The organism is Pantoea sp. PSNIH1 (assembly GCF_007680655.1).
GTDB classification, from domain to species: domain Bacteria; phylum Pseudomonadota; class Gammaproteobacteria; order Enterobacterales; family Enterobacteriaceae; genus Pantoea; species Pantoea eucrina.
Map to the genome: position 1 here is coordinate 42,364 of NZ_VEIP01000008.1, position 13,045 is coordinate 55,408.

Sequence of the window (13,045 nt, forward strand, 5' to 3'; positions counted from 1 at the left end):
TATTAGGGATTAATCTAATAATTTATAATCCGATGATTTAGCGCATTATTTTATCTGTGTTTCTTCTTGTCAGAACCTCTTCTGCTCGCCAGAATTGACACATCTTACGATTTTCGCCGGGAGTAGAACGTTAACGTGAAGGCATTTCGTTGGCTGGAATGAGCTGAGCATGAGCACTTTTATTGTCATCCTGACAGTGATGCTGATCGGCTCATCATTAGCAGGTATCACTTACTGGTACGCTATGCGGCATCGTCCGCCGTTAGCGCGACCTCTGCCGTTTATCAGTCCGCCCTGCCGCAAACTCTCTGATGATGAGCGCATCGCAGTAGAAAAGTATCTGGCTGCGCTGGCAAAACGTCAGCCGCCGCGCACCCGCGCCCGCTTTGCTACGGAAGCGGAAGCGCTGACGCTGACGGCTCAGAGCAATCATGTCTACCCGGTTACCCGTTCCATCACCCGCTACGGTCTCTCAACCGACGATCCGCACAAATGGCGCTACTATCTCGATGAAGTGGAAGTGCATCTGCCACCGCTCTGGGAACAGTATATTGCCGATGAAAATTACGTTGAGCTGATCCGCACGCAGACGCTGCCGCTGGTCATCTCTCTGAATGGTCACTCGCTGGTTAACTACGCCATTGAGCAACCCGCCCTGCCGCCGCTGATCCAGCCTGCCAGTACCAACGCCTCTATCCGTAAAGCAGAGAGTGAAAACGTTGAGTTACTGCGGGTGCGCAAAGAGTCGCACGAGGAGTACCAGCTTTCGCGGCCTGACGGTACGCGTGAAGCGGTCGTTATCAGCTGCGCTTTTTTGCTGTTTTTTCTCGGTCTGGTGCTGCCGGGCAATCTCCTGCTCTGGCTGGTGGTGCCTGGCTGCGTAATGATCGCCGTCAGCCTCTGGTTCCTCTGTCGTTTTCCCGGTGAGAAAAGACTGCGTGATATTCACTGCCTGCGCGGTGCGCCGAAACGCTGGGGCCTGTTTGGTGAATCGAACCAGGAGCAGAGCAACATTTCGCTGGGCATTATCGATCTCATCTACCCGCCGCACTGGCAGCCTTATATCGCTCACGATCTGGGACAGATCACCGAAGTGGATATCTATCTGAACCGCCAGGTTGTGCGTCAGGGGCGTTTTTTGTCGCTGCAGGATGAAGTCAGGAATTTCCCGGTCCAGCGGTGGCGCAAGAATCTGGTACTGGCCTGCGGTTCACTGCTGGTACTGGCAATGCTGCTGACCTGGATCCCGCTCAGTATGCCGCTCAAGCTGAGCCTGGCCTGGGTCAAAGGCACGGAAAGTCTTGAGGTCGACAGCGTGGATAAGCTCTCTGCCCTGCCGCTGCACGTCGGCGATGTGCTCAGGGTGACGGGAACCGGTATGTGCTCGGTGCCAGGCAATTACCAGAGCAATCGCACCTACGCTTACATGCCTTTTGACTGCTCTGCTATCTACTGGAACAAAGCTGCTCCGCTGCCTCAGCCGCAGTCTGACATTATTGACAAGGCCGCTGCGCTGCTGGATACCACCCTGCGCCAGCTGCATCCGGAAACCAGTACCGATCCCAAGCTTAATCCGCAGCTCGCCTCAGCAATTCAGAAGTCAGGCATGATTTTGCTGGATGATTTTTCCGAGCTGGTGCTAAGGACGCAGGATCTCTGCAGCCAGCAGCAGGATTGCGTCCGGCTGAAAAATGCGCTGGTTAACCTGGGCAATGCAAAAGACTGGGATTCGCTGATCCACCGCGCGGACACCGGCAAACTCAGCGGCATGAATGTGCTGTTAAGGCCTGTCAGTGCCGAAGCGCTGGAGAATCTGGTGAATACCGCGACGTCAACCTTCTTTTCCCGTGAAACCCGTCGTGCGGCGGAAACGCTTAACAGCCCGCCGCCGGGCGGCTTTCTTATCATCAGCGATGAAGGCCGGCAGCTGGTGACGCAGCCGCAGCCTGCCGTCTCCCTGTTTGATCTGGACGCGCCTTCACAGTGGCGCGAGCTGCAGCGTATCGCGGGCATGCTGCTGCATACGCCGTTCAGCGCCAGCGGCATCATTACCAGTATGAGTACCGACGCTAACGGGACACGCCATATCATGCTGCATAACGAACCGGATGCCATGGCGCAATGGCGCTACATCGGCAGCGTTGTGCTGATGCTGATACTGCTGATTTCCGCGCTGGTGAACGGGTTACTGACGCTGCGTCGCATCCATCGTAACCGGCTGCGCATGGCTGAAATTCAGCAATATTACGATAAATGCTTTAACCACAATCTCAGCACTATGCAGAGTGTGCGCTCGCTGTTCTGACCCTCCGCCCTTCTGTGCTACCCTGACGCGCATTTTTTTGCGACGGCTGTCGGGGCCGGCATTTACGCTAAACTGATAGGGTGCGGCATCGCGTCGCACCTTGATTTATCACTTTCTGCCCATATCTCCGGGTATCTGCAGCTTTTCCTCTGCGAAGTTCGCGTCAGAGCCGGTTGCATATAGCGCGACGCGGTGATGAGAGCCCGGCCAGCGTCTGGTGCAGAGGCCCGGGCGTCAGCCGCTTCCGACGCCGACTGGCCGCCACCCTTTTTCAGCGCCGCCCTGCCGGACCCGTTTACCGGTAAAGGTGAAACGCTGCGTTAAAGCAGGAGCCACAATGAAAGAGAAAATCAGCGACGGCGTACGCCTTGATAAATGGCTGTGGGCCGCGCGCTTCTATAAAACCCGCGCGCTGGCACGTGAAATGATCGAAGGCGGCAAGGTTCACTATAACGGTCAGCGCAGCAAACCCAGCAAGCTGGTTGAATCCGGCGCGGAGTTAACGCTGCGACAGGGAAACGATGAGCGGACGGTGATCGTTAACGCCATCAGCGATCAGCGCCGCCCCGCCAGCGAAGCGCAACTGATGTATAGCGAAACCGCCGCCAGCGTGGAAAAACGGGAAAAAACGGCGCTGGCGCGCAAACTGAACGCGCTGACTATGCCACATCCGGATCGCCGGCCTGATAAAAAAGAGCGCCGCGATCTGATGAAATTTAAACTGTCGGGTGATGAATAGTTTCCACCCCTGCGAGAGAAAACTTATGTCTGTTCAAGATCAATTACACCGTTACCTGTTCGAAAACGTTGCCGTGCGCGGCGAGCTGGTCAATGTCTCCCATACCTGGCAGGACATTATCCGCAATCATGACTACGCAGAGCCGGTAAAAACGCTGCTGGGCGAGCTGCTGGTTGCGACCAGTCTGCTGACCGCCACGCTGAAATTTGACGGTGATATCACGGTGCAGCTGCAGGGTGACGGTCCGCTGACGCTGGCAGTGATCAACGGTAATAACCGTCAGGAGCTGCGTGGCGTGGCGCGCGTGAAAGAAGGTGCAGAGATTGCGCCCGGCAGCACGCTGAAAGAGATGACAGGTAACGGCTATCTGGTTATCACCATTACACCAGAAAAAGGCGAACGTTATCAGGGCGTGGTGGGTCTTGAGGCGGATACGCTGGCAGGCTGTCTGGAAGACTATTTCATGCGTTCTGAGCAGCTGCCTACCCGCCTGTTTATCCGTACTACTGAGCAGGGCGCAGCCGGTATTTTACTGCAGGTGCTGCCCGCGCAGGAGACCAGTCAGGATGATTTCAATCATCTGGCTATGCTGACGGAAACGGTGAAAGCGGAAGAGCTGATCACGCTGCCGGCAAACGATGTGCTGTGGCGTCTCTACCATCAGGAAGAAGCCACCGTTTACGATCCGCTGCCCGTTATGTTTAAGTGCACCTGCTCGCGCCAGCGCTGCGGTGAAGTGCTTAAAACGCTGCCAGAGAGCGAAGTGGATGAGATCCTCGAAGAAGATGGCAAAATCGATATGCACTGCGACTATTGCGGCACGCACTATGTCTATGACGCAGTTGATATTGCTGCCATCCGGAACGAATCTGTCAGCGACAGCGACCAGCTGCACTGATTCCGCTGCGGGCGGCCACGCCGCCCGTTTCGCGTAAAACTATACCCCCATGTTTTTTCACGGAAATTAACTAATTTTCACTAACTTTACTTTTATAAGTAGCCGATTTCTCCGCTTGTCACGTTCCAGTTCGCATTTTTAACTATCTTCACTTTCCGCTTCTGCTCAGATGTGTACACTGCGCGCGATCTGTCCTGCGCAACCGAGTGCGCCACGCGGCAGACACCCCCTAAAAATGCAATGAAGTACCGATTTAAGGAGCAGTCACATGCGCGTTAACGGCCTGACATCGCAAGACCTCGCCGACCTGGGCATCAGCGGCACTACCGAAGTGGTGTATAACCCTGACTATGACACGCTGTTTCAGGAAGAAACCCGCCCGGAGCTGGAGGGTTATGCGCGAGGCACCCTGACGCAGAGCGGCGCAATCGCCGTGGATACCGGCATTTTTACCGGCCGCTCACCGAAAGATAAATATATTGTCCGCGATGACACGACGCGCGATACGCTGTGGTGGAATGGCACCGGCAACGGTAAAAACGATAATCAGCCGCTTTCGCAGGAGACCTGGCAGGCGCTGAAGGATCGCTGTACCCAGCAGCTTTCAGGCAAACGCCTGTTTGTGGTGGATGCCTTTTGCGGTGCCAATCCTGACTCCCGCCTGAGCGTACGCTTTGTGATGGAAGTGGCCTGGCAGGCACACTTTGTGAAAAACATGTTTATCCGCCCGAGCGATGAAGAGCTGGCCAGCTTCACGCCTGATTTTGTGGTGATGAACGCGGCGCAGTGTACCAATCCGGACTGGCAGGCGCAGGGGCTGAACTCAGAAAATTTTGTTGCATTTAACCTGACAGAACGCATGCAGCTGATTGGCGGTACCTGGTACGGCGGCGAAATGAAGAAGGGCCTCTTCGCCATCATGAACTATCTGCTGCCGCTGAAAGGCATCGCCTCCATGCACTGCTCCGCGAACGTGGGTAAAGCGGGCGACGTGGCCGTGTTCTTTGGCCTCTCCGGCACCGGTAAGACCACGCTCTCCACCGATCCTGAGCGGCAGCTGATTGGCGATGATGAGCACGGCTGGGATGATGACGGCGTCTTCAATTTTGAAGGCGGCTGCTATGCAAAAACCATCAACCTGTCTGAACAGGCAGAGCCGGAAATCTATCGCGCTATCCGCCGCGATGCGCTGCTGGAAAACGTGGTGGTGCGTGCTGACGGCAGCGTGGATTACGCCGATGGCAGCAAAACAGAAAACACCCGCGTCTCCTATCCGATCAATCACATTGAAAACATTGTGCAGCCGGTTTCCAAAGCGGGTCACGCGAAAAAGGTCATTTTCCTTACGGCGGATGCGTTTGGCGTGCTGCCGCCGGTTTCACGGCTGACGCCAGAACAGACGCAGTATCACTTCCTTTCCGGCTTCACGGCCAAGCTGGCCGGCACTGAACGCGGCGTCACGCAGCCAACGCCAACCTTCTCTGCCTGCTTTGGCGCCGCATTTCTGACCCTGCATCCGACGCAATATGCTGAAGTGCTGGTTAAGCGCATGGAAGCGGCGGGCGCGCAGGCTTATCTGGTTAACACTGGCTGGAACGGCAGCGGCAAGCGCAACTCACTGAAAGATACGCGGGCGATTATCAACGCGATTCTGGCAGGCGAGCTGGATAACGCCGCGACCGAGACCCTGCCGGTGTTCAATCTGCAGATCCCGACGCAGCTGGCCGGGGTGGACGCCGCCACGCTGGATCCGCGCCGCAGCTGGCAGAGCGAAGCGGAGTGGCAGCAGGCCGCGCAGGATCTGGCACAGCGTTTTATCACTAACTTTGAGAAGTATACCGACAACGACGCGGGTAAAGCGCTGGTACAGGCGGGTCCGCAGCTGTAAGCACGGCTGAACCACTGCAGCGGGCGGCACTACTGCCGCCCTTTTTTCTGTCTGCTCAGGTGCTGTGCGCGACGCTGACCAGCGCGGTGCTGTTTTCCGGCATCGGCAGCCAGGCGCGGATACGTAATCCGCCACGTTCGCTGGCACCAATCTCCAGCGAGCCTTCATGCGCATCGATTATGCGCTGCACAATCGCCAGCCCCAGCCCGGTGCCGCTGGTACTGCGGGCGCTGTCGCCGCGCACAAACGGCTGAAACAGATGCTGCAGCTGATCGGGTTTAATACCGGGACCATCATCATCAACCTGGAACCAGGCGCGGTTAAGCTCCTGGCCGCTGCTGACTTTGATCCAGCCGTTACCATATCGCGCAGCGTTGACCACCAGATTTGCTACCGCGCGTTTAATCGAGAGCGGATTGATATTCAGCATCAGCTCATCGGTCATCACCGCATTCTCAATCTCGCGTTCATAGCCGCTCTCAGCCGCGACCACTTCTCCCAGCACGCTATTGAGATCGGCCCGCTCGGTCTGCATCTCCTGACCCGTACGCAGATAATCGATGAACTGCTCGATGATGGCGTTGCACTCTTCGATATCTTTATTAATCGACTCCGCCAGGTAGCCATCCTGCTCACCCATCATCTCGGTCGCCAGACGGATGCGCGTCAGCGGCGTGCGCAGATCGTGACTGACGCCCGCCATCAGCAGGGTGCGATCGTCAGCCAGCTGCTTGACGCCAGCCGCCATCTGATTGAAGGCGCGCGTCACCGAACGCACTTCAGAGGCTCCATATTCACGCAGCGGCGGCGGAATAATGCCTTTGCCCACCTGCAGTGCCGCGTGCTCCAGATCCACCAGCGGCCGGTTTTGCATCCGGATAAACAGCCAGGCTCCGCCAATCGCCAGCAGCATAATCGCCAGCGTGTAGCGGAACAGCGGCGAGAAGTCACCCTGATGAATTTCCGTCAGCGGCACCCGCACCCAGATATCGGGCGAAAGCCAGGTTTTCAGCCAGACAACCGGCGAGTTTTTGTTGACCTCGACGCGCACATCGGTCGGGCCGCCCAGCTGCTGCGCCATCTGCTCACTCAGAAACTCATAGTGCTGCGCCCAGCGCAGCCCGCTCTCTTCTGCCGCCGCGTTGGTATAAAGCGAAATCCCCAGCTCGCGGTAAATTTCGCGCCGGAAGGCGGGTGGCACTTCCAGCTGTGTCCCATCTTCCAGCTGCAGCCGATCGGTCATCAGCATACGCACTTCGTAGGCCAGCACCTTATTAAACTGCTGCAGGCTGGGAAGAATAGCGAAGTTCAGCACCACCAGATACGTCGTTACCAGGCTGACAAACAGCAGGGTAACGATCAGCAACAGGGTGCGGGCAAAGGAGCTGCGGGGCGAGAAGCGCAGTCGCCTCATGCTTTACTGCCGTCCGGCACAAAAACGTAGCCCAGACCCCAGACGGTCTGGATATAGCGCGGATGCGCAGGATCTTCTTCCACCATGCGGCGCAGGCGCGAAATCTGCACGTCGATTGAGCGTTCCATGGCGCTGTATTCACGCCCGCGCGCCAGGTTCATCAGCTTGTCACGCGAAAGCGGCTCACGCGGATGACTTACCAGCGCTTTCAGCACGGCAAATTCACCGCTGGTGAGCGGCATAGGCTCATCTTCACGGAACATTTCACGCGTGCCGAGGTTCAGTTTGAATTTGCCGAAGGCGATAACCGCTTCTTCCTGTGAAGGCGCACCCGGCAGCTCGTTGGCCTGACGACGCAGCACCGCGCGGATCCGCGCCAGCAGTTCACGCGGGTTAAACGGCTTGGGAATATAGTCATCCGCCCCGATTTCCAGCCCGACAATGCGGTCAACCTCTTCACCCTTAGCTGTCACCATGATAATCGGCATCGGGTTACTCTGGCTGCGCAGACGGCGACAGATAGAGAGGCCATCTTCGCCTGGCAGCATTAAATCCAGCACCATCAGATGAAACGATTCACGCGTCAGCAGGCGATCCATCTGTTCAGCATTAGCGACACTGCGCACCTGAAAGCCCTGTTCGGTGAGATAGCGTTCCAGCAGCGCGCGCAGACGCATATCGTCATCAACGACCAGAATTTTGTAGTTCTCTTGCATGTTCAACTCCCAAAGGCGCCATTGCCTGAAGCAATATTGTGAGGATAAGGGACCTGTCTGTGACAGATATTTATGGTTTATATTCTAAGCGAAATTGTTACAAAGCATATTAAACAGGAGCTTATATTTAATTTCTTGCCTGAAATGCGGCTCCGCTCCCGCTTTTGCCACTCGATTTTACCCCGATTAGCGCTTGTCTGAAAAAACGGCACTTTTTCTCACTGCGCGTGGCTCGACCGCACTTTTCCCGCTCTGCCAGAGCCTGCCCTGCGCTTTCACATCAATTCAGCGGGATAGCAGACCACCGGCAGCACAAAACTGCGCAGATTCTGGTTAGCGCCTGATAACGCTCTCGGAAGAGTGCCAGCGGCGGCACAATCCAAGACCATTCATAAATAAAGACAGTTAAATCAGCGAGTAAACACCACTTTCGCCCGGCCCGATGATCTCCGACACTTCTGCTGTATCGACCCGATCGGTGTCATGTGGAGAAGAAAAATGAAAAAAGTTGTTCTGCTGAGCGCGCTGGTTCTTTCCAGCCTTACCCAGGTTCAGGCGGCAACGTCAGTCGGTGAAGCCGCCGGTGCGCAGGCGTCAACGACGGCAAAAGGCAACTCGGATGCGATTGGCGTGGGCGCAGTAGCAGCACTGCTGGGCGTGGCGCTGGCTACCATGGGCGGTGGCGGTGGCGATGGTAATGGCAGCAGCACCTCAACCACTACCGCAACGGTGCCGGGCAAGTAAGCGCTATACCGGGACTGCGCTGCCTGTGGCTCACCACGCGCAGTGCAGTTCACTTACGCCTTGTCGTGATAGGTAATCTGATTCACAAACCAGATCTTTTGTCCTTCAGGCGTGTTAACGGTGACCTCATCATCGACCTCTTTTTTGATCAGCGCCCGCGCCATAGGTGAATCGATCGAAATGTACTCTTTCACATTATCGCCATAGATTTCATCCGGTCCGACGATGCGAAAACGCTTTTGTTCCCCCTGCTCATTCTCCACCTCTACCCACGCACCGAAAAAGACTTTGCCCTCCTGCTGCGGAGCGTAATCAACAATTTTCAGCTCAGCGAGGCATTTGCGCAGGTAGCGTACCCGCCGGTCAATCTGCCGCAGCAGCCGTTTGTTGTAGGTATAGTCCGCGTTTTCTGACCGATCGCCGAGGCTGGCGGCCCAGGAGACGATACGGGTGATCTCCGGACGCTTCTCATTCCACAGATGATCGTGCTCGGCACGCAGCTTGTTGTAGCCTTCGCGGGTAATCAGTTGAGTTTTCATTACATCGGCTCATTTATGTCAGTTTTGCAGGTCGCCAGCTGCGTACATTGACTGCTCCCCGCCCTAAAGGGCGAGGATTCCCACTTCAACGCAACCTGCCTAAGCCGCATTACGCGGCTTCAGGGTTTACAGTCGCTCCGTGGGCTAACGCGGTCAGCCCGACCGCTTTTATATTCTTCGCGGCGTTTACGTCACGATCATGGTTAGCCCCGCACTCAGGGCAGATCCACGAACGAACGTTAAGCGCCATCTCTGGCATGGTATAGCCGCAACCGCTACAGCGTTTTGAGGACGGGAAAAACTGGTCAATGGCGACCACGGATCGCCCCGACCATTCGCCCTTATATTCAAGCTGGCGCACTAATTCACCCCAGCCCGCGTCTGCTATCGCTCTGGATAGTTTCGGGTTGCGGATCATATTCTTCACTTTCAGGGATTCAACGCAAACAACTTGATTCTCGTTAATGAGTTTGCGGGATAGCTTGTGCAGGTTATCCAGGCGGCAATCAGCAATTTTCGCGTGAATGCGGGCGACTCTGGCGCGGGCTTTGGCGCGGTTCTTTGAGCCTTTTTGTTTCCTGCTCAGACGTCGCTGTAGCAGGGCTAATCGCTTCGCATATTTAGCGGTATGGCGGGGATTGCCGGTTTTAAATCCGGTATCGGTGACGAACAAATCTTTTAAACCAACATCAATGCCGACCGTTTTAGCGGTGATCGGCAGTGATACAGGTTCAAACCTGCAGAGGCACGAAACAAAGTAGCGTCCCGCTGAATCTTTGGACACGGTAACGGTAGACGGCACGGACGGCAAAGGGCGACTCCAGCGCACGTCTAATGGCGCTTTGCTCTTTGCCATGTACAACCTGCCGTCGCGGTATTTAAACGCGGCATCCGTCAGCGTAGCGGCCTGTTTATGGCGCTTGCTTTTGAATGTCGGATACTTTGCCCGACCTGCAAAGAAGTTAGAAAAGGCGGCTTGTTGGTGGCGCAGGGCTTGCTGTAGTGGCACGCTGGAAACGTCATTGAGCCAGGCAAAATCTGGCTCTTTTTTCAGTGCGGTTAATCGTGCGCTGGCTTGTGTATAGCCGATCTTCTCTTGCCGTTCGTAATAAGCATCGGTGCGCCAGCGAAGAATGCTGTTATAGACAAAACGCACACAACCGAACGTTTGAGCCAGTAACTCAACCTGATCGGGTGTTGGGTAGAATCTGTAGTTATATGCGCGCTTCATGCTTTACATATTACGGCGCATTATGTAAGAAAATCAAGGAGTGTTACGCAGTTACCGCGCTTATATCCCCGCCCGATTGGGCGAGGTCTTACGCGCAAATTGATGAGCGACGCTGCCGCAGGCAGCAAGATGCGGGCGCGATTCAGAAAAAGATGGATTGCCGCCCGGCTGGCTGGCAATTTACGCCCTCAGTCCGTATAACTGTCCCCTGTTTTTAACCCCGGATAAGCAAGATCGTTACTGATGATGAAAGATTCGCTGAGCCAGATTATCGCAGGTGAGCTGCAGGCACGCGCCGAACAGGTTGATGCCGCCGTACGCCTGCTGGATGAAGGGAATACCGTCCCCTTTATTGCACGTTACCGTAAGGAAGTCACCGGCGGGCTGGATGATACCCAGCTGCGCGCGCTGGAGAGCCGCCTGAGCTATCTGCGCGAGCTGGACGATCGCCGCCAGTCGATTCTGAAATCGATTGACGATCAGGGCAAACTCTCGCCGGAACTGGCGCAGGCTATCAACAGCACGCTGAGTAAAACCGAGCTGGAAGATCTCTATCTGCCTTACAAGCAGAAGCGCCGTACGCGTGGCCAGATCGCCATTGAAGCGGGCCTCGAACCGCTGGCTGACACATTGTGGAACGATCCCTCGCAGCAGCCGGAAGCGGTAGCTGCAGGCTTTGTGGATGCGGATAAAGGCGTGGCGGATACGCGCGCCGCGCTCGATGGCGCACGCTATATCCTGATGGAGCGGTTTGCCGAAGACGCCGCGCTGCTGGCAAAAGTGCGCGACTATCTGTGGAAAAACGCCCATCTGGTAGCACGTGTCGTTGAGGGCAAAGAAGAGGCGGGCGCTAAATTCCGCGACTATTTTGATCATCACGAAGCGCTGAGCAGCGTGCCTTCGCACCGCGCACTGGCGATGTTTCGCGGCCGCAACGAAGGCGTACTGCAGCTGTCGCTGAATGCCGATCCGCAGTCTGAAGAGGCGCCGCGTGAAAGCTATGGCGAAACGCTGATTGCCGATCACCTGGGTCTGCGCCTGAATAATGCGCCGGCTGACAGCTGGCGTAAAGCGGTGGTGAGCTGGACATGGCGCATCAAGGTGTTGCTGCATCTCGAAACCGAACTGATGGGCACCATCCGTGAACGGGCCGAAGATGAAGCGATCAACGTCTTTGCCCGCAATCTGCACGATCTGCTGATGGCCGCTCCGGCCGGTATGCGCGCCACAATGGGGCTTGACCCTGGCCTGCGCACCGGTGTGAAGGTTGCCGTAGTCGATGCGACCGGCAAACTGGTGGCCACCGATACAGTCTACCCGCACACCGGTCAGGCGGCGAAAGCGGCGGCGGCCGTCGCGGCGCTCTGTATAAAGCATCAGGTTGAGCTGGTGGCGATTGGTAACGGCACCGCCTCGCGCGAAACCGAGCGCTTTTTCCTCGATGTGCAGAAACAGTTTCCGCAGGTCAGCGCACAAAAAGTGATCGTCAGTGAAGCGGGCGCCTCCGTCTACTCCGCTTCGGAACTGGCGGCGCTGGAGTTTCCTGACCTCGACGTATCGTTGCGCGGTGCGGTCTCTATTGCCCGTCGCCTGCAGGATCCGCTGGCCGAGCTGGTCAAAATTGACCCTAAATCGATTGGTGTGGGCCAGTATCAGCATGATGTCAGTCAGAGTCAGCTGGCGAAAAAGCTGGATGCCGTGGTTGAAGATTGCGTTAACGCCGTTGGCGTCGATCTCAACACCGCCTCGGTCGCCCTGCTTACGCGCGTAGCGGGTCTGACGCGCATGATGGCGCAGAATATTGTGGGCTGGCGTGATGAAAACGGACGTTTTCAGAACCGTCAGCAGCTGCTGAAAGTGAGCCGCCTCGGACCAAAAGCGTTTGAACAGTGCGCCGGCTTTCTGCGCATCAATCACGGTGACAATCCGCTGGATGCCTCTACGGTGCATCCGGAAGCGTATCCGCTGGTGGAGCGTATTCTCTCTGCCACTGAGCAGGCGCTGGATGCGCTGATGGGAAATCCCGGCAGCCTGCGCAATCTGAACGCGCGCGACTTTACCGATGAACGCTTTGGTCTGCCTACCGTGACCGATATCATCAAAGAGCTGGAAAAGCCGGGCCGCGATCCGCGTCCTGAGTTCAAAACCGCGCAGTTTGCCGAAGGCGTGGAAACCATGAACGATCTGCTGCCCGGCATGATTCTGGAAGGCGCCGTGACCAACGTGACTAACTTTGGTGCCTTTGTGGATATCGGCGTGCATCAGGATGGGCTGGTGCATATCTCCTCTCTCTCCGATCGCTTCGTGGAAGATCCGCATCAGGTGGTGAAAGCAGGCGATATCGTGAAGGTCAAAGTCATGGAAGTGGATCTGCAGCGTAAACGTATTGCGCTCACTATGCGTCTGGATGAACAGCCGGGTGAGAGCAATGCACGCAGCGGTAGCCGACCTGCTGCCAGAGAACCGGCGCGCGCCGCAAATCCGGCCAAAGGGCGCGGCAAGCCTGCGCCTGCAGGCAACAGTGCCATGGGTGATGCGCTGGCTGCGGCTTTTGGTAAAAAGCGCTGATTT

General features: G+C 56.5%; 10 protein-coding genes. 6 read left to right on the forward strand and 4 right to left on the reverse strand.

From position 1 onward, the window contains the following. The first annotated feature begins 169 nt into the window (after positions 1-169). The 4 genes from FS690_RS15935 (at position 170) to pckA (ending at position 5,830) form a co-directional block, all read left to right on the forward strand. Positions 170-2,305 carry an intracellular growth attenuator family protein gene (locus FS690_RS15935; RefSeq protein WP_071669286.1) on the forward strand — a complete coding sequence of 712 codons (2,136 nt, stop codon included), beginning with the start codon at positions 170-172 and terminating at the stop codon, positions 2,303-2,305. Positions 2,306-2,642: 337 nt separating this feature from the next. Continuing rightward, entirely contained in the window at positions 2,643-3,044 is a 402-nt protein-coding gene (gene hslR, locus FS690_RS15940) for a ribosome-associated heat shock protein Hsp15 (RefSeq protein WP_039380949.1), read from the forward strand. A gap of 25 nt (positions 3,045-3,069) precedes the next feature. Beyond that, a complete protein-coding gene (gene hslO, locus FS690_RS15945) occupies positions 3,070-3,942 on the forward strand; it encodes an Hsp33 family molecular chaperone HslO (protein ID WP_039380951.1) in 873 nt (290 codons plus the stop codon). A 268-nt stretch (positions 3,943-4,210) separates the two neighbouring features. Beyond that, positions 4,211-5,830 (forward strand): phosphoenolpyruvate carboxykinase (ATP), encoded by a 1,620-nt coding sequence (gene pckA / locus FS690_RS15950; RefSeq protein WP_145339892.1) that lies wholly within the window; start codon positions 4,211-4,213, stop codon positions 5,828-5,830. Between the two features lie 55 nt (positions 5,831-5,885). Here the strand turns inward: pckA and envZ are convergent, their stop codons facing one another. Together envZ and ompR are read right to left on the reverse strand one after the other, a co-directional pair. Further along, the gene (gene envZ, locus FS690_RS15955; RefSeq protein ID WP_145339893.1) at positions 5,886-7,244 is read right to left on the reverse strand and encodes a two-component system sensor histidine kinase EnvZ; all 1,359 of its coding nucleotides are present in this window, start codon (positions 7,242-7,244) and stop codon (positions 5,886-5,888) included. Beyond that, positions 7,241-7,960 (reverse strand): two-component system response regulator OmpR, encoded by a 720-nt coding sequence (gene ompR, locus FS690_RS15960; protein ID WP_001157751.1) that lies wholly within the window; start codon positions 7,958-7,960, stop codon positions 7,241-7,243. The genes envZ and ompR overlap by 4 nt, the downstream gene beginning before the upstream one ends. 498 nt (positions 7,961-8,458) lie before the next feature. On the opposite strand from ompR, the gene yjbE reads away from it, so the two are divergent. Continuing rightward, a complete protein-coding gene (gene yjbE, locus FS690_RS15965) occupies positions 8,459-8,704 on the forward strand; it encodes an exopolysaccharide production protein YjbE (RefSeq protein WP_039380960.1) in 246 nt (81 codons plus the stop codon). A 53-nt stretch (positions 8,705-8,757) separates the two neighbouring features. On the opposite strand, the gene greB is transcribed toward yjbE, so the two are convergent. Together greB and FS690_RS15975 are read right to left on the reverse strand one after the other, a co-directional pair. Then, positions 8,758-9,243, reverse strand: coding sequence for a transcription elongation factor GreB (gene greB / locus FS690_RS15970; RefSeq protein ID WP_039380962.1), 486 nt, complete (start codon positions 9,241-9,243; stop codon positions 8,758-8,760). 109 nt (positions 9,244-9,352) lie between these two features. Beyond that, on the reverse strand, positions 9,353-10,474 hold the full coding sequence (locus FS690_RS15975; protein ID WP_145339894.1) for an RNA-guided endonuclease TnpB family protein: 1,122 nt from the start codon (positions 10,472-10,474) through the stop codon (positions 9,353-9,355). 246 nt (positions 10,475-10,720) lie between these two features. Between FS690_RS15975 and FS690_RS15980 the strand changes: the two genes are divergently transcribed. Then, a complete protein-coding gene (locus FS690_RS15980) occupies positions 10,721-13,042 on the forward strand; it encodes a Tex family protein (RefSeq protein ID WP_039385659.1) in 2,322 nt (773 codons plus the stop codon). The last annotated feature ends 3 nt before the right edge of the window (positions 13,043-13,045 follow it).

Coding starts and splice junctions, on each gene's coding strand:
- greB (WP_039380962.1), bottom strand. CDS start 9,243: ATGAAAACTCAACTGATTACCCGCGAAGGCTACAACAAGCTGCGTGCC.
- hslO (WP_039380951.1), top strand. CDS start 3,070: ATGTCTGTTCAAGATCAATTACACCGTTACCTGTTCGAAAACGTTGCC.
- pckA (WP_145339892.1), top strand. CDS start 4,211: ATGCGCGTTAACGGCCTGACATCGCAAGACCTCGCCGACCTGGGCATC.
- envZ (WP_145339893.1), bottom strand. CDS start 7,244: ATGAGGCGACTGCGCTTCTCGCCCCGCAGCTCCTTTGCCCGCACCCTG.
- yjbE (WP_039380960.1), top strand. CDS start 8,459: ATGAAAAAAGTTGTTCTGCTGAGCGCGCTGGTTCTTTCCAGCCTTACC.
- hslR (WP_039380949.1), top strand. CDS start 2,643: ATGAAAGAGAAAATCAGCGACGGCGTACGCCTTGATAAATGGCTGTGG.
- FS690_RS15935 (WP_071669286.1), top strand. CDS start 170: ATGAGCACTTTTATTGTCATCCTGACAGTGATGCTGATCGGCTCATCA.
- ompR (WP_001157751.1), bottom strand. CDS start 7,960: ATGCAAGAGAACTACAAAATTCTGGTCGTTGATGACGATATGCGTCTG.
- FS690_RS15980 (WP_039385659.1), top strand. CDS start 10,721: ATGAAAGATTCGCTGAGCCAGATTATCGCAGGTGAGCTGCAGGCACGC.
- FS690_RS15975 (WP_145339894.1), bottom strand. CDS start 10,474: ATGAAGCGCGCATATAACTACAGATTCTACCCAACACCCGATCAGGTT.